The sequence below is a fragment of the Citrobacter europaeus genome (assembly GCF_037482245.1).
In the GTDB taxonomy this organism is placed as follows: domain Bacteria; phylum Pseudomonadota; class Gammaproteobacteria; order Enterobacterales; family Enterobacteriaceae; genus Citrobacter; species Citrobacter europaeus.
On the sequence record NZ_CP148084.1, the window covers coordinates 1341354 to 1358834 of the forward strand.

Annotated in this window: 12 protein-coding genes and 2 pseudogenes; 10 read left to right on the forward strand and 4 right to left on the reverse strand. The window is 54.5% G+C overall.

Going from position 1 to position 17481, the window contains the following annotated elements; translation table 11 throughout:
- Positions 1–340: 340 nt before the first annotated feature.
- The 4 genes from qseE (at position 341) to glnB (ending at position 4278) form a co-directional block, all read left to right on the forward strand.
- Complete coding sequence (qseE, locus tag WHR59_RS06180) at positions 341–1771, forward strand: two component system sensor histidine kinase QseE/GlrK (protein WP_105179687.1); 1431 nt, start codon at positions 341–343, stop codon at positions 1769–1771.
- Positions 1772–1793: 22 nt separating this feature from the next.
- Positions 1794–2537 (forward strand): two-component system QseEF-associated lipoprotein QseG, encoded by a 744-nt coding sequence (gene qseG, locus WHR59_RS06185; protein WP_043017211.1) that lies wholly within the window; start codon positions 1794–1796, stop codon positions 2535–2537.
- Positions 2537–3871 carry a two-component system response regulator GlrR gene (gene glrR / locus WHR59_RS06190; protein WP_304502307.1) on the forward strand — a complete coding sequence of 445 codons (1335 nt, stop codon included), beginning with the start codon at positions 2537–2539 and terminating at the stop codon, positions 3869–3871. Before qseG ends, glrR begins: the two co-directional genes overlap by 1 nt.
- A gap of 68 nt (positions 3872–3939) precedes the next feature.
- Positions 3940–4278 (forward strand): nitrogen regulatory protein P-II, encoded by a 339-nt coding sequence (glnB, locus tag WHR59_RS06195; protein WP_002914032.1) that lies wholly within the window; start codon positions 3940–3942, stop codon positions 4276–4278.
- 101 nt (positions 4279–4379) lie between these two features.
- Here glnB and hmpA read toward each other — a convergent pair whose 3' ends face one another.
- The gene (hmpA, locus tag WHR59_RS06200) at positions 4380–5570 is read right to left on the reverse strand and encodes an NO-inducible flavohemoprotein (protein ID WP_338843732.1); all 1191 of its coding nucleotides are present in this window, start codon (positions 5568–5570) and stop codon (positions 4380–4382) included.
- A gap of 326 nt (positions 5571–5896) precedes the next feature.
- Here hmpA and glyA point away from each other — a divergent pair, with 326 nt between their 5' ends.
- Positions 5897–7150, forward strand: coding sequence for a serine hydroxymethyltransferase (glyA, locus tag WHR59_RS06205; protein WP_043017209.1), 1254 nt, complete (start codon positions 5897–5899; stop codon positions 7148–7150).
- On the opposite strand, the pseudogene WHR59_RS06210 reads toward glyA, so the two are convergent.
- Positions 7141–7362 (reverse strand): annotated as a pseudogene (locus WHR59_RS06210) (oxidoreductase C-terminal domain-containing protein); the annotation flags it as partial. The gene glyA and the pseudogene WHR59_RS06210 sit on opposite strands and share 10 nt — an antisense overlap.
- Before the next feature lie 5 nt (positions 7363–7367).
- Here WHR59_RS06210 and WHR59_RS06215 point away from each other — a divergent pair.
- A pseudogene (locus tag WHR59_RS06215) lies at positions 7368–7559 on the forward strand (transcriptional regulator); the annotation flags it as partial.
- Between the two features lie 3 nt (positions 7560–7562).
- On the opposite strand, the gene WHR59_RS06220 reads toward WHR59_RS06215, so the two are convergent.
- A complete protein-coding gene (locus WHR59_RS06220) occupies positions 7563–8756 on the reverse strand; it encodes an ROK family transcriptional regulator (protein WP_047409478.1) in 1194 nt (397 codons plus the stop codon).
- A 114-nt stretch (positions 8757–8870) separates the two neighbouring features.
- On the opposite strand from WHR59_RS06220, the gene WHR59_RS06225 reads away from it, so the two are divergent.
- From WHR59_RS06225 to WHR59_RS06240, 4 genes are all read left to right on the forward strand, one after another.
- Positions 8871–12137 (forward strand): DUF5107 domain-containing protein, encoded by a 3267-nt coding sequence (locus tag WHR59_RS06225; RefSeq protein ID WP_075145819.1) that lies wholly within the window; start codon positions 8871–8873, stop codon positions 12135–12137.
- A gap of 72 nt (positions 12138–12209) precedes the next feature.
- Positions 12210–13649: a sugar porter family MFS transporter gene (locus tag WHR59_RS06230; protein ID WP_075145820.1), complete on the forward strand. Its 1440-nt coding sequence runs from the start codon at positions 12210–12212 to the stop codon at positions 13647–13649.
- Positions 13649–14491, forward strand: coding sequence for an aldose 1-epimerase (locus WHR59_RS06235; protein ID WP_087052433.1), 843 nt, complete (start codon positions 13649–13651; stop codon positions 14489–14491). Before WHR59_RS06230 ends, WHR59_RS06235 begins: the two co-directional genes overlap by 1 nt.
- 88 nt (positions 14492–14579) lie before the next feature.
- Positions 14580–15728: a 3-phenylpropionate MFS transporter gene (locus WHR59_RS06240; RefSeq protein WP_080626233.1), complete on the forward strand. Its 1149-nt coding sequence runs from the start codon at positions 14580–14582 to the stop codon at positions 15726–15728.
- On the opposite strand, the gene csiE is transcribed toward WHR59_RS06240, so the two are convergent.
- A complete protein-coding gene (csiE, locus tag WHR59_RS06245) occupies positions 15723–17000 on the reverse strand; it encodes a stationary phase inducible protein CsiE (protein ID WP_047409489.1) in 1278 nt (425 codons plus the stop codon). The two genes, WHR59_RS06240 and csiE, sit on opposite strands and share 6 nt — an antisense overlap.
- Between the last annotated feature and the right edge of the window lie 481 nt (positions 17001–17481).

Genomic DNA, 17481 nt, shown 5'->3' on the forward strand with positions numbered 1-17481 from the left:
AAAATCATTTTTCATATGAATAATCACATTTTCCATATTTATCATTGTGTTAATAAAGTGTTTTGAGTATTGGCACAGATGCTGCATAATATCGCTCAGTGGCTCATTCACCTTCTTATGTCAGCCCCTTCGGGACGTGCTACATAAACTTCGAATGACGCACAACAAGGTGCCTGCCGTCCAACATCTGATATTAGCGTTGCTCATATCAACCTTCGGGCGAAACGTCGAGTTAGGCACCGCCTTATTTCACAACAAAGCCGGGTTGATCCCGGCTTTGTTGTATCTGGCGTTCCCCTCAGTTAGCATCAACCTATTCCTGTCCGTTGAGAGTAACGCCTTGAAGCGCTGGTCAGTTTTCCCCCGATCTTTACGTCAATTGGTGACGTTGGCATTTTTGCTTATCCTGCTGCCGTTGTTAGTTTTGGCCTGGCAGGCGTGGCAAAGTCTGAATGCCCTGAGCGCGCAGGCGGCGCTGACGAACCGCACCACGCTGATTGACGCCAGACGCAGCGAAGCGATGACCAATGCCGCGCTGGAGATGGAGCGTAGCTACCGGCAATATTGTGTGCTGGATGACCCAACGCTGGCGAAGGTTTATCAGAGTCAGCGTAAACGCTACAGCGACATGCTGGATGCGCATGCGGGCGTGTTGCCAGACACCAAGCTTTACCAGGCACTGCGACAGGACATTAACGATCTCGCGCAGTTGCAGTGCAATAACAGCGGTCCTGACAGTGTGGCGGCCGCGCGGCTGGAAGCGTTCGCCAGTGCCAACACCGACATGGTACAAGCGACGCGCACCGTCGTCTTTTCTCGTGGGCAGCAGCTCCAGCAGGAAATAGCCGAACGTGGGCAGTTCTTTGGCTGGCAGGCACTGGTGCTGTTTCTGGTCAGCCTGGCGATGGTGTTGCTGTTTACCCGCATGATAATCGGTCCGGTGAAGGGCATAGAAAAAATGATTAATCGTCTGGGAGAAGGGCGCTCGCTGGGCGATAGCGTATTATTTACCGGCCCCCGGGAGCTGCGTTCCGTGGGGCAGCGCATTATCTGGCTGAGCGAACGTCTTTCCTGGCTTGAGTCGCAACGGCATCAGTTTTTACGCCATCTTTCCCATGAATTGAAAACGCCGTTGGCGAGCATGCGTGAAGGGACCGAACTGTTAGCCGATCAGGTGGTTGGACCGTTAACGCCGGAGCAAAAAGAGGTGGTCGGTATTCTCGATGACAGTAGCCGCAACCTGCAAAAGCTGATTGAACAGCTTCTCGATTACAACCGCAAGCTGGCGGATGACGAGGTTGAGCTTGAAAGTGTGGAAATCGCGCCGCTGGTGGAAAGCGTTGTTTCTGCGCACAGCCTGCCCGCTCGCGCCAAAATGATACATACTGATGTTGCGCTTGCGGTGAACGCCTGTCTGGCAGAACCGATGCTATTAATGAGCGTACTGGACAATCTTTATTCCAATGCGGTGCACTACGGCGCTGAATCCGGTAACATTTGGATCCGCAGCAGTTTGCATGGCTCAATGGTATACATTGATGTAATGAATACCGGCACGCCGATTCCAGAAGCAGAACAGGCCATGATCTTCGAGCCTTTTTTCCAGGGTAGCCATCAGCGAAAAGGGGCGGTAAAAGGAAGCGGGTTGGGGCTGAGCATTGCCAGAGATTGCATCCGCCGTATGCGGGGCAAACTGTATCTGGTTGATGACCATGCGCAAAATGTTTGTTTTCGCATAGAATTGCCGCTATCTGCTGCGAAAAATCACTAAAATAAACCTAAGTCTGGTGAGTATGCCATACGTTGTTGTCCGAATGCTTAAACGACATTTTTTCCGCCGCGTCATCCTCGCAAGCCTGCCGTGCCTGGCGCTGGTAGGTTGCGTTCCGAACGCGGTGAATCATATTATCGGCGACCCCTCGCAGGAGAAAATTCCGCCTCATCAACTGGCGGACTACCTGGCAACCGACTGTAGCGATATCTGGTCGCTGTCTGGTCAGCCCACAGACACCAATCCGCTGTACTGGCTGCGGGCGATGGATTGCGCCAATCGCCTGATGCCGGTACAGGCGCGCAGTGAAGCCAGTATGATGGTGCCAGATACCTGGCAGGGGGCATTCAGGCGCGGGATCCTGCTCGATAACGCCAATATTACACCACCTGAAAGACGGGAGGCTGTTACGCGCCTCGACGCATTAAGCCCGCAAATTCCGCCACAGGTTCGCCCGCTGTATCAGGTCTGGCGCAGCAGCCAGACGTTGCAGTTGCAGCTTGCCGAAGAGCGTATGCGCTACAGCAAGCTGCAGCAAGCGTCAGACAGCGATCTTGATACGCTGCGTGAACAGCAACAGCATTTGCAGTCCCAGCTCGATCTCACGACCCGCAAGCTGGAGAATCTGACCGATATTGAACGCCAGCTTTCCACGCGCAAACCTGCTGGTAGCTATAACCCCGATGCGTCGCACGGGAACGATAAACTCACCCTGCCTGATAACGAGGAAAGCGCAGCGCCGTCTGCTGATGAGGTCACGCCATGATAAGCCGTAAGCCCGCGCATCTGCTGCTGGTGGATGACGATCCAGGCCTGTTGAAATTACTTGGAATGCGACTGACCAGCGAAGGTTATAGCGTCGTGACCGCGGAAAGTGGGCAGGAAGGGTTACGGGTGCTGAACCGTGAAAAAGTGGATCTGGTTATTAGCGATCTGCGTATGGATGAAATGGATGGCATGCAGCTGTTTACTGAAATCCAGAAAGTTCAGCCAGGAATGCCGGTTATTATCCTCACCGCGCACGGCTCCATCCCTGACGCCGTGGCGGCGACGCAGCAAGGGGTGTTCAGCTTTCTCACCAAGCCGGTCGATAAAGATGCGTTGTACCACGCGATCGACGGGGCGCTGGAACAGTCTGCGCCTGCCACTGATGACAGCTGGCGTGAGTCCATCGTCACCCGCAGTCCGCTGATGCTGCGCCTACTGGAACAGGCGCGTATGGTAGCGCAATCGGACGTAAGCGTACTGATCAACGGCCAAAGCGGCACCGGGAAAGAAGTGTTTGCCCAGGCCATTCACAACGCCAGCCCGCGTAGCCACAAGCCTTTTATTGCCATTAACTGCGGCGCGTTGCCGGAACAACTGCTCGAGTCCGAACTGTTTGGTCATGCGCGCGGCGCTTTTACCGGTGCGGTGAGCAATCGTGAAGGGCTGTTTCAGGCCGCGGAGGGTGGGACGCTGTTTCTCGATGAGATTGGCGATATGCCCGCGCCGTTGCAGGTTAAATTGCTGCGCGTATTGCAAGAGCGAAAAGTCCGACCGCTGGGCAGTAACCGCGATATCGACATTGATGTGCGGATCGTGTCCGCCACTCACCGTGATTTACCCAAAGCGATGGCGCGAGGTGAGTTTCGCGAGGACTTGTACTATCGCCTCAACGTGGTGAGCCTGAAGATCCCGGCGCTGGCCGAGCGTACGGAAGATATTCCGCTGCTGGCAAACCATCTACTGCGTCAGTCTGCTGAACGACACAAACCGTTCGTTCGCGCCTTTTCGACCGATGCTATGAAACGGTTAATGACCGCAAGCTGGCCGGGCAACGTGCGTCAGTTGGTTAACGTGATTGAGCAGTGCGTGGCGTTGACCTCTTCGCCGGTAATCAGCGACGCGCTGGTGGAGCAGGCGCTGGAAGGCGAGAACACCGCGCTGCCGACTTTTGTTGAGGCGCGTAACCAGTTTGAGCTCAATTACCTGCGTAAACTGCTGCAAATCACCAAGGGCAATGTGACCCACGCAGCGCGAATGGCGGGGCGCAACCGCACCGAATTCTATAAATTGCTTTCTCGACATGAGCTGGATGCAAACGACTTTAAAGAGTAGCACCGTAAATACGACTGATTTATGATACGGTGAGCAACCGGTTACGCGATAAAAACGACAGGAAAACCATGAAAAAGATTGATGCGATTATTAAACCCTTCAAGCTGGACGACGTCCGCGAAGCGCTGGCAGAAGTCGGCATTACCGGTATGACTGTAACAGAAGTCAAAGGGTTTGGCCGTCAGAAAGGCCATACCGAGTTGTACCGTGGTGCGGAATATATGGTGGATTTTCTGCCGAAGGTAAAAATTGAAATTGTGGTCACCGACGACATCGTCGATACCTGCGTTGACACTATTATTCGTACTGCCCAGACCGGTAAGATCGGTGACGGTAAGATTTTTGTCTTCGATGTGGCGCGTGTTATTCGTATCCGTACCGGCGAAGAAGACGACGCGGCAATCTAAGCCGCGCCGTTAATTTGTAGGCCTGATAAGCGTAGCGCATCAGGCAGAGTGGTTGCCGGATGGCGTCGTAAACGCCTTATCCGGCCTGCTCGCGTAATACATTACAACACTTTATGCGGGCCGAAACATTCGTAATGAATGTTCTCGTTTTTCACGCCCAGACCGACCAACTGCTTCGCGGCGAACTGCATAAAGCCAACCGGACCGCACAGATAAAACTGCATCGCCGGATCGCTGATTGCGCCTTCCAGTTTGTTCAAATCCATCAGACCAACGCTATCAAACGCACCTTTCGCGCGATCGGCTTCGGTTGGCTCACGATACCAGGTATGTGCGCTAAAGCGTGGCAGCGTTTTGCCCAGTTCATTCACTTCATCGGCGAAGGCGTGTACATCGCCATTTTCTGCCGCGTGGAACCAGTTAACCTGCGCCGTATGATGCGCTTTTGCCAGCGTATCCAGCATCGCCAGCATCGGGGTCTGGCCCACGCCTGCGGAAATCAAAGACACAGGAGTATCGGTCGCGACATCCATAAAGAAATCGCCCGCAGGTGCAGCTAAGTGAACAACGTCGCCAACATTTGCATGGTTGTGCAGCCAGGTGGAAACCTGACCACCGTCTTCACGCTTCACGGCAATTCGATAGCCTTTGCCATCGGGTTTACGGGTCAGTGAGTACTGACGAATTTCCTGATGCGGGAAACCCTCTGGCTTCAGCCAGACGCCCAGGTATTGCCCCGGATGATATTCAGCCACTGCGCCACCGTCGATAGGTTCAAACTCAAAGCTGGTGATGAGTGCACTACGCGGGGTTTTTGCCACGATGCGGAAAGGACGGGTACCTTCCCAGCCGCCATTTTTATTGGCATTTTCGCTGTAGATTTGCGCTTCACGGTTGATGAAAACGTTCGCCAGCACGCCGTATGCTTTGCCCCACGCATCCAGAACTTCCTGACCTGGGCTGAACATTTCGTCCAGCGTTGCCAGCAAATGGCCACCCACGATGTTGTACTGCTCCGGTTTAATCTGGAAGCTGGTATGTTTTTGCGCGATTTTCTCAACGGCTGGCAACAACGCCGCCAGGTTTTCGATATTGCTGGCATACGCGGCAATGGCATTAAACAACGCTTCACGCTGATCGCCATTACGCTGGTTACTCATGTTGAAGATTTCTTTCAGCTCTGGGTTATGCGTAAACATGCGATCGTAGAAATGAGCGGTCAGCTTCGGGCCTGTTTCAACCAGCAGGGGAATGGTGGCTTTCACTGTAGCGATGGTTTGTGCGTCAAGCATACGGTCTTCCTTTATCTGAGACTTTAATGATGTATGTCAAATACATCTTATAAAAAATACCCCTGCATTGTAAATGGTTCTTTGTAACTTTGCGTTGTAAAGGTTACATCGTGAAAAATCTGCATCACAAACCTGAAAAGAAATCCGTTGAAATTCAGCAGACCTTTGTTCTCCAAAGCCTTGTGTGCCGTGAAGGTAATCGTTTGCGTAAAATCCTTTGTCAAGACCTGTTATCGAAGAATGATTCGGTTATACTGTTGGCCGAAGTCCTGGAAGACTGCCTTTTCAGGCCAAAATTTACTTGTTAGCTGAGTCAGGAGATGCGGATGTTAAAGCGTGAAATGAACATTGCCGATTATGATGCCGAACTGTGGCAGGCTATGGAGCAGGAAAAAGTACGTCAGGAAGAGCACATCGAACTGATCGCCTCCGAAAACTACACCAGCCCGCGTGTTATGCAGGCGCAGGGTTCTCAGCTGACCAACAAATACGCTGAAGGTTATCCGGGCAAGCGCTACTACGGCGGTTGCGAGTACGTTGATATCGTTGAGCAACTGGCTATCGATCGTGCAAAAGAGCTGTTTGGCGCTGACTACGCTAACGTACAACCGCACTCCGGCTCTCAGGCTAACTTTGCCGTGTACACTGCTCTGCTGCAACCGGGCGATACCGTTCTGGGTATGAACCTGGCGCAAGGCGGCCACCTGACTCACGGCTCCCCGGTTAACTTCTCCGGCAAACTGTACAACATCATCCCTTACGGTATTGATGAGTCCGGTAAAATTGACTACGAAGACATGGCTAAGCAGGCCAAAGAGCACAAGCCGAAGATGATCATCGGCGGCTTCTCTGCTTACTCCGGTGTTGTTGACTGGGCAAAAATGCGTGAAATCGCTGACAGCATCGGCGCATATCTGTTCGTTGACATGGCGCACGTTGCCGGCCTGATTGCCGCAGACGTTTACCCGAACCCGGTTCCACACGCACACGTTGTGACCACCACCACCCACAAAACCCTGGCGGGTCCGCGCGGCGGCCTGATCCTGGCGAAAGGCGGTGACGAAGAGCTGTACAAAAAACTGAACTCCGCTGTGTTCCCAAGCGCGCAGGGCGGCCCACTGATGCACGTGATCGCGGCGAAAGCCGTGGCGCTGAAAGAAGCGATGGAGCCTGAGTTCAAGGTTTACCAGCAGCAGGTTGCCAAAAACGCCAAAGCGATGGTGGAAGTGTTCCTGAACCGTGGCTACAAAGTGGTTTCTGGCGGTACTGAAAACCACCTGTTCCTGCTGGATCTGGTTGATAAAAACCTGACCGGTAAAGAAGCTGACGCCGCACTGGGTCGCGCTAACATCACCGTTAACAAAAACAGCGTGCCGAACGATCCGAAGAGCCCGTTTGTGACCTCCGGTATCCGTATCGGTTCCCCGGCTGTGACTCGCCGTGGCTTCAAAGAAGCGGAAGTGAAAGAGCTGGCTGGCTGGATGTGTGACGTTCTGGACAACATCAATGACGAAGCCGTTATCGAGCGCGTCAAAGGTAAAGTGCTGGATATCTGCGCACGCTTCCCGGTCTACGCGTAAGTAATACGGATTGCCGGATGGCGGGGTAAACACCTTATCCGGCAGCTATATTCACTTAAGTAAGATTGTTTCATCGCTAAAGCCGCCGCTGGCGGCTTTTTCTTTGCCTGAATCCATTTTCTCAATAAACGTATTTCTCGCCCCTGATTCAACGTTACTGCCCCGATAATCACGCCATCCTGTGAGTTAAACCAGATTGCTTTCTGCGCATCGGTCTGGGTTGGAGGGGACTTTGATACCCGGTTATATGAATAATTTTAATACCGGACAGGTGGTTTTTCGCCCTGGTGTGGGCGATGTCCCGACCATTGCCCTGCTGATGGCGTGGAAAAAAGGGCCAATCAAACCGGCATTGACCGATTTGATCGCCACGGTACATGAACGTTTAGCGGTGAGCCTGACGGAGTAATGGCTATAGCTCGCTAAGCTGCGACTCGACATACAGATAGCCAATCCCCATTAGTTGCTGGGCGCGGTTAAGCTGACCGAAGCTTATCTGAGTCGCTCTGGCACGCGGGTTATCGCCGTGATCGAACGGGTTAAACCCGGTTTGCTGCACCAGCGTATTAAGCCAGCTATCGCCAAACGCGCAGCTACGGCCATACAACCATATTTGATTAATGTTCAGTATATTCAAAAAGTTATATAAACTCAGCCCGATGGCGCTAGCGGCATGTTCGGCCCAGGCCTGAATGCGTACATCACCGTTCTGCCAGGCAGCAATAAGCTGGTCGGTGGTGAGCGTTTCCGGGTCGTAAAGGGATGACGGCTGCGATTTCATCCACACGCGGGCCTGTTTTTTCAATGCGCTCAAGGACGCCACCGTTTCCAGACAGCCATAACGGCCACAGTCACAGGCGACCCCATCGGGATGAATGATGGTATGCCCAATCTGACCGCTGCCGTACAGACTGCCGCGCCAGATGTTATCGTTAATCACAAACGATGAACCAATACCGTAATCAACGTTAATCACGCAAAAATCACCATTAGCCGCCGGGTTTTGCCATTTTTCCGCCAGTGCCAGCATTACGCAGTCATTGTCCAGCCGGACCTGTACGCCGAGCATCTCCTCCAGCAGATACTTTATCTCCACCGGTGTTTTCCACGGGGCCTGAGGCATGGTTTTTGATGCGCCGGTTATCGGATCAACCTGACCGTGAACGCCAAGCGCCAGATTAATCGTGACATCAGGAAATTGTCGACGGTATTCCCGCCAGTGCGCCGCCAATGCTGTCAGCAGCGCTTTTGGCGACTCGGGGTTGATGACTTCATGCTGCCAGTCACCGACGGCAACCAGCCGCGCGTCCGCCAGTTGACTGGTGATGCTGGTGGGGGTGACGTTGATACACAGCGTCCAGGCGCCTTTTTCTGGCAAATGATAACTGCCGCTGCTCAAACCACGCTGGCTTAAGGTTTCTCGCGAATGGCTGATTCTCCCTTCATCCATCAGCTCTTCGAGGATATTGCTAACCGCCGGGATCGACAGGCCGGTGAGCTGCGCCAGCTGTGACTTGCTGAGCTGCTTTTCCCGCCACAGATGTGACAGAAAAATCTGTTTATTCGCCTGACGTACCCTGGCGTTGTTGAACCCCGAACGCTGCATTTACTTAACTCCCTTAACTATATTGCGTGAGCATTGCGCATTTTAACGCCACTTAACTGCCGCAGAATAGCGTCAAGTTGAATTTTTACTTTTGTTTATTGAGTGGAGAGCGGCATGTACGGTTCAGTTAAAGTCTGGCAGGAAACGATCACCCTCCCAACGTGGACGGCGGGTGAAGAAGATGCCAACCCAATGTTTCTGGAAAAACGGGTTTATCAGGGATCTTCTGGGGCGGTTTATCCCTACGGCGTGATTGATACGCTGACCGGCAAACGTGAAATGCGCGACTATCAGGCGGTGTGGATGGAGAATGACTTTATTCGCATCATGCTGTTGCCGGAATTAGGCGGACGCATTCATCGCGCGTATGACAAAGTGCAGCAGCGCGACTTCGTCTACTACAACGAAGTGGTGAAACCCGCGCTGGTCGGTCTGCTTGGGCCGTGGATCTCCGGCGGCATTGAGTTTAACTGGCCGCAACATCATCGCCCAACCACCTTTATGCCGGTGGATTTTACGCAGCAGCAGGGGGAGCAGGGCGAATACACCGTGTGGATGGGCGAGGTAGAGCCTATGCGCGGTTTACAGGTCATGACCGGATTCACGCTGTATCCGGATCGCGCGTTGATCGAGATAACCGGGAAGGTATTTAACGGTAACGCTACCCCGCGCCACTTCTTATGGTGGGCGAACCCGGCGGTGAAGGGCGGCGACGATCACCAGAGCGTGTTCCCACCGGATGTGACGGCGGTATTCGACCACGGTAAGCGCGATGTCTCTGCATTTCCCATCGCCACCGGCACCTACTACAAAGTGGACTATTCGGCTGGCGTGGATATCTCGCGCTACAAAAACGTACCCGTGCCGACCTCCTATATGGCTGAAAAATCAGATTATGATTTTGTTGGCGCCTGGCATCACGGCGAGCGCGGTGGGTTGCTGCATGTGGCCGATCACCATGTTTCGCCGGGGAAAAAACAGTGGACCTGGGGGCATGGCGACTTTGGCGTCGCCTGGGATCGTAATCTCACCGATGACAACGGTCCGTATATCGAACTGATGACCGGGGTCTTTACCGATAACCAACCGGACTTCACCTGGCTTGCGCCTTACGAAGAGAAAGTCTTCGTGCAAAACTTCCTGCCTTACAGCGAGCTGGGAATGGTGCAAAACGCCAGCACGCAGTTGGCGCTTCGTCTGGTGCGTGAGCCTGGACAGCTTTCAGTGGGCGTTTATGCGATTGCGCCGTTACGCGATGTTCAGGTTACGCTTGCCGCACACGGGCAGCCGTTCTATGAAAATACCCTCACCCTTGAGCCGGGGCAGAGCTGGTTGGCTGAGGTGTCAGACAATGGCGATGCCCGGGTGACGATGACCGTCACTGGCGCTGATGGCGCTACGCTTTTGCAGTATGAAGAGCACATTGCGCAAGAGTTACCGCTGCCTTCGGCGGCCGTCGCGCCAGCGCTGCCAGAAGCGCTTTCCAATACCGATGAGCTCTATTTTATTGGTCAGCATCTTGAGCAATATAACCACGCCAGCCGCTATGCTGAAGATTATTATCGTCGCGCGCTGGACGTTGATCCGCTGGATTACCGCAATAATGTGGCCCTGGGGACGCTGGCGCTAAACCGCGCTGACTGGGCGTTGGCGGCGCATTGTGCGGGCAAGGCGCTGGAACGGGCGCATAAGCTCAATAAAAACCCGCGTGATGGCGAGGCGAGCATGCTACTGGCCGCCGCACAGGAACGTCAGGGCGACGATGACAGCGCCTGGGATAATTATTATAAGGCCAGTTGGAGCGGCAACTGTCGGGATGCGGCTTTCTGGTCGTTAGCGCGTCTGGCGATGAAGCGCCAGGACTACGCTGGCGCGTTGGAAAAGGTCGAGCAGAGCCTGCGATTTAACGGCAGTAACAACCTGGCAATGGGGCTGAAAGCGCTGGCGCTGGCGAAGCTTGATCGCAATGCGCAAGCTCTGGACTACATTCGCCAGCAGCTGGTTGATTATCCGCTGAGCTATACCCTGCACTATGCGCGCTGGGCCATTTGCCAGGATGAGGCAACAGCGCTTGCGTTGATCTCGATTACCGGGCGGCGCGGTACCAATGCGTGTGAACTGGCAGGCTGGCTGACCTCTTTGGGGCAAAAAGATGCTGCCCGAGGCGTGCTGGAACTGCTCGACAGCCAGGAAACGCTGCCGATGCTGTGGCGTGCCTCGCTGAGCGACAATCCACAACCGTTCATCGAACGTGCCCGTGAATGCCTGCAAAACCGCGTACGTTTCCCCAACACGCTGGATGAAGTGCAGATGCTGCAAAACCTCGAAAAGAGCGCTTTTGCCCGCTATTTACTCGGCTGTTTCTGGTACAGCAAACGGCGCTATGCCGAAGCGGTTTCCTGCTGGCAGTTTACGCTTGCGCAGGAAGCGGATTTCGCGCCGGTGCACCGTTTACTGGGGATCTATGCCTGGAACAAGCTGCACGATGCGCAGCAGGCGATGCAGTATCTGTCGCAGGCCGTGGCGCTGGAGCCTCACAATGCCCGTTTCTTGTTTGAACTCGACTATCTCAAGAAGCTGATGGCGCAACCCGCTGAGCAGCGTCTGCAGCGGCTGGAAGCCAGCAAAGAGATTGTCTTCCATCGTGACGACCTGACGGTAGAACTGCTCAGTCTGTGGAATGGATTGGGGCGCTACGACGATGCTGCGGCAGTTTTACGTGAGCGCGAGTTCCATCCGTGGGAAGGCGGTGAAGGTAAAGCCACCGGGCAATATTTGCTGAATCAGATGCATCGCGCACTGGCTGCCGTTCAGTCTGGTGACCTGCAAACCGCCATCGCGCAGTTGCAACAAGCGTTGCATTACCCGCAAAACCTTGGAGAGGGGCGTTTACCCGGACAAACGGATAATGACATCTGGTATTTGCTGGGGCATTGCGCGCAACTGCAGGGGCATTTCGAGGAATCCCAGCGCTACTTCTCCCGCGCGACGCGCGGGGGTAGCTCACTGGATGCCGGACGTTACTACAACGACCAGCCTGTGGACTATCTCTTCTGGCAGGGGATGGCGCAGAGAAAACTTGGCGATAACGCAGAGGCGGACGCGCTGTTCAATAGCTTCCTGCAATGGGTAGAGTCGCATCGCGACAACGTCCCGGATGTCGATTTCTTTGCCGTCTCGCTACCCGATCTGGTGGTGCTGGATACCTCAGCACAAGCAAAACACCAGCAACACTGCCTGTTTATCAATGCGCTCGGGCATCTGGGGTTGGGAAATAGTGCCGCTTGTCAGCGCGAACTTGACGCACTCCTGCAACGCAATCCGGCGCATGACAAGGCATTGCTGCTGCGTCACGCCATTAACGTAAGGCTTTTCCAGTAACACCCGAAACGGGTGGGGCCAACCTCACCCGAAACCTACTGTCCCCTGCGTTTCCCTGAAAGAGGAATCATAATGAATAACGCGCAGACACATTTAAAGATTGGTTACGTCTGGACTATCTGCCTGGTTGCGGCCTGCGGTGGTTTACTGTTTGGCTATGACTGGGTGGTGATCGGCGGGGCAAAACCCTTCTATGAAGCTTATTTCTCGATTACCGATCCGGCGCAATCGGGCTGGGCGATGAGTTCGGCTTTGGTCGGTTGTATCTTTGGCGCGTTGATTTCAGGTTGGTGCGCCGATAAGTTTGGCCGAAAGATGCCGCTGATTCTCTCGGCGATCCTCTTTAGCGCCTCCGCCTGGGGAACCGCCGTCGCCAGTAATTTCGACATGTTTATTGTTTACCGCATCGTTGGCGGCGTGGGGATCGGTCTGGCGTCCGCACTAAGCCCGCTGTATATCGCCGAGGTTAGCCCGGCTGAAAAACGTGGTCGCTTCGTTGCCGTTAACCAGCTCACCATCGTCATTGGCGTACTGGCGGCGCAGCTTATCAACCTGATGATTGCCGAACCTGTTGCTACAGGCGCTACGCAGCAGGCAATTGTTGAAAGTTGGAACGGTCAGACGGGCTGGCGCTGGATGTTTGGCGCTGAATTAGTGCCCGCGGTAATTTTCCTGGTGCTGATGTTTTTTGTCCCTGAATCGCCGCGCTGGCTGGTGAAAGCGGGCAAGGTCGATCGTGCTCGTGCCATGCTCCAGCGCATTGGTTCGGCGCAATATGCCGGGCAAACGCTGAAAGAGATTGAACATACGCTGCAAAAAGATAATCACAAGGTCGCGTGGTCAACGCTGTTACATCCGCAGATCAAACCGATCGTGATTATTGGCATGGTGCTGGCAGTGTTCCAGCAGTGGTGTGGGATCAACGTTATTTTCAACTATGCGCAGGAGATCTTCGCCTCTGCCGGATTTGATATTAACGGTACGTTAAAATCGATCGTGGCGACAGGGATCATCAACCTGGTCTTTACCCTGGCCGCTCTGCCGTTAGTGGACAAAATTGGTCGTCGTAAACTGATGTTGTTCGGTGCGTCAGGATTAACGGTTATCTATATACTGATTGCCGGGGCGTACGGGTTGGGCATTATGGGCTGGCCGGTTCTGGTTTTGGTGCTGGCGGCGATCGCTATTTATGCCCTGACGCTGGCCCCGGTGACCTGGGTGCTGCTGTCTGAAATTTTCCCTAACCGCGTCCGTGGGCTGGCAATGTCGTTGGGTACGCTGGCGCTGTGGATTGCCTGCTTCCTGCTGACCTATACCTTCCCGCTGCTCAATGCGAGTCTGGGCGCGTCGGGAAGCTTCCTGCTGTACGGTGTGATTTGTGCGATGGGCTTTATCTATGTTCTGCGTAATGTACCGGAAACCAAAGGCGTGACGCTGGAAGCGCTGGAAGAACAGCTGGCGGCGCGGCATACGAAGGTTGGCGCATCAACCCAACAACGAAGCGCCCGCTAATGGAGAGGCTTCTGACGCTACAAAACGCACATCTGCAGATGTGCGTAGACTCGCAGGGTGCTTCGCTATTAAGTCTGGTTTCGTTACAACATCAACAGGCAATATTACGTGAAGGTCATGGTCAGCAGCCCGGTGATTGCGGCCTGTTCCCGATGTTACCGGTGGCAAATAGGGTGGCGGGAAATCGTTTTATGCTGCGCGGTGAAGAGATCGTATTACCTCAACATGGCGCAGACGACACCTTTTTCCTGCACGGTGACGGCTGGCTGCAACGCTGGCAGGTTATCACCGTCACCCAAAGCGGTTGTCTGCTGCAGTTGCGCAGTTGGCATCCCTGCGGTTATGACTATACGGCGCAGCTTTGCTATCAACTGGAAACCTCGAGCCTGCACGCCTCGTTGACGCTCACCCACTGCGGTGAGCGGCCAATGATTTATGGCTGTGGGTTCCATCCGTTTTTCGCCTTTGATAAGCACAGCACGGCGCAGTTTTCCAGCAGCGGCTACTGGCCGGAGGGTGAGCAGCATCTGCCGCTGGAATGGCAACGAGATATCCCGTCAGCGGCGGATTTCATGCATGCGCAATACGGTGAGGATAGCTGGCTAAACGTCGGCTATTCAGGCTGGAGTGGGCGGGCCGTTATTCAGCGAGATGTGATGAGAGTCACGATTTTAGCGCAAACTCCGTGGTTGATGCTGTTCAGAATGTCGGGTGAGGAGTTCCTGTGCCTGGAGCCGCAAACGCATCCGGTGAATGCCCACAACATGCAGGGGCAGCCGGGATTGCAGGTTTTAGCGCAGGGAGAACGCTGCCATTTTGCGATGCAAATTTGCGTTGAATAGGGCAAAAATCATGTTATCTGCCTGTTAATGCTCTCTTGCGCCAGCCTGCGTTTGTCGCCAGACTATCGCCTCCAAACGGGAGGGATTCATGGCTTTGCATTCCACGCGCTGGCTGGCGCTCGGTTATTTCACCTACTTCTTTAGCTACGGTATCTTTCTGCCTTTCTGGAGCGTCTGGCTCGAAGGGTTGGGGCTGACGCCGGAAACCATCGGTTTACTGCTCGGAGCGGGGCTGATTGCCCGTTTTCTCGGTAGTTTGCTGATTGCGCCGCGCGTGAGCGATCCCTCCCGGCTGATCTCAGCTTTACGTATTCTGGCTCTGTTGACGCTGGTGTTTGCGCTGGCCTTCTGGGCGGGAACCAACGTGGCATGGCTGATGGTGGTGATGGTCGGCTTCAACCTGTTTTTCTCACCGCTGGTACCGCTGACTGACGCGCTGGCCAACACCTGGCAAAAACAGATAACCATGGACTACGGTCGGGTGCGACTATGGGGATCCGTGGCCTTTGTGATCGGCTCCGCGCTGACCGGCAAACTGGTGAGCCTGTTCGACTATCGGGTGATCCTGGTCCTGCTATCGCTTGGCGCCGCCTCGATGCTGCTGGGTATGATGATTCGCCCGAGCGTGCAGCCAGCGGGTGAAAACCGTCAGCAGGAGAGCGCTGGATGGCCTGCCTGGCGCGCGCTGATAACCCAAAGCTGGCGTTTTCTTGCCTGCGTGAGTTTGTTGCAAGGCGCGCATGCCGCTTATTACGGTTTTAGCGCCATCTACTGGCAGTCTGCCGGATACTCCGCTTCCGCGGTGGGCTATTTATGGTCATTAGGCGTGGTGGCGGAAGTGATTATTTTCGCGCTCAGCCACAAGCTGTTCCGCCGCTTCAGCGCCCGCGATCTACTGCTGCTTTCCGCCGTTTGCGGCGTGGCGCGTTGGGGATTGATGGGCTGGAGCACCGATCTGCCGTGGCTTATCGTGGTGCAAATCCTCCATTGTGGAACCTTTACCGTCTGCCACCTGGCGGCAATGCGCTATATCGCGACACGCCAGGGGAGCGAAGTGATTCGTTTGCAGGCGGTGTATTCCGCGGTGGCGATGGGCGGCAGTATCGCCATCATGACCGTTTTCGCGGGTTATTTGTACCAGAATCTGGGCAGCGGCGTATTCTGGGTGATGGCGCTGGTGGCGCTCCCGGCAATCGTTCTGCGCCCGAAAGTAGTGGCGCAGCCTGCGACGTTATGATTCGAGGATTTTGCGGATCTGCTGCTGCTGATGCGGCGTAAGCGCCAGATCCGCATGAATCAATGGGGGTGAAAACAGCGGCAGCGGCGTGGTGTACGGCGTAATAATCAGCGTTACACCGCGCGGCGACCCCTCTTTTTGAAAGTCCTGCATCGGCATATGTTTTACGTTGAGCGGCAGCAGCGTCAGTTCGCGCAGCTGTTGCTCTATATGCGCTTCAAGTTGTTCGTTACTACCGGTCAGCAGGATAATCTGCTTTTCGTGCAAATCCTTTTCCTGCATCAGCCAGGCGCCGAAAATAACGGCGACCAGGCCGATCTCTTCTTCTGAAAACTGGACATCGTATTCCGCTTCGAAACCGTGTATCGCCTCGCGGGTAGTTCGAACTAACCGGGGATAAAGTCGGCTGAACTCCTCCGGCAACGTGTTATCAATGCCGATAGCAAACATGCTGCGGTTAAGTGCCTGAGCAAGATGAATATACAGCTGATCGTTCAGCCCTTGCTCATCGCTGAAGCGCACATTGCCGTATTCGCGAAAACGCAGCACCAGCCGTGCAATAGCAAGGCGCAGGCGGCGATCCTGCTGGTGATTATCGCGAATCGGGTCGGGGATGCGGATCATTGAGAACAACAACGCCATAAACAGCGATTCGCCCAGCGGCGCACTCTGCATGACGTGACGTTGCCAGTGACGGGCAATCTCCTCAGCCAGAGCGTACTCCGCGCAGGATTGCGCCCAGCGTTGCTGGAGCGGATTAAACTCCGGCGTGTTCCCCGCATTATGCTGCAGCAGGCAATATTGTAAATACAGGCGCAGGAACTGGATGTCACGGCACTCAAACGGCTTCTGCAAGCGGCGGGAACACAGATTAATGAGCGCATGCAGATTGGTGTCGTCATACAGCGTACGTGCGATACCTTGTTGTTTTAGCGCCATTTTTAAAGTGGGCGTGAAATGCTGAGCGATAAAAGTTGGGCAGATCCGCAAACCGCGGCGCAGCCACTGCAACAGACACAGACGCTGATTTAGCGGGGTCCCTTCGATCGCATAGCCGCCATTGAGCGCGGTGGTAATGGCGAGTCGATGATAGCGCTGGATTTCAAGCCCTGCGCCAATAATATCTTCCTGAACAGTGGCATCATCCACGCCGTTGAGGCTGCTGAAGGTTTGCGCAGTCGCGATTTGTCCCGGCAGGAAAAGGGTCAGCAGCACCTGGCAACGGCGCTGGGGAACGGAAAGTACAGATGGTGGAGCAAGCGTTGACATCATCTGTAGGGCCTCCCGTGAGTATGTTTGATAAGAATAGCTAAAGTTTGCTCATAGATTTTGAGAATGGAATGCTTTCCACCAGGAATGCTGGAGAGCGTCACAGAATTTTTAACGTGCGGAACAGATAGCGGTAGTGGAACGCAGCGCGTTAATCCGCTTTTTCACTGTTTTATCTTTTGTTTAGATATAAAAAAACCGGCATTTTGCGCAATGACGTTATGTTAACGCTTCAGCATCAACATAGGTTGGCGGAGCATAATGAATATGCTTTTTTAGAGAAAGGTTCCGTTCACCTCATGTTCATCGCTTTTCTGTACACTGAACGCCAGTGAACGTGTTAAGGGTGCTATCGCCGCACCCTTAACAATCCCGGCTCCCGGCGGGAAAATTGCCGCTCCGCGGTTCCCTCCGCTTATTCCTCCAGGCTACCGGGCCGGGCGCGATGTAACGTCCCTGTAAAGCGCGCCCTGAGCCAGCATCC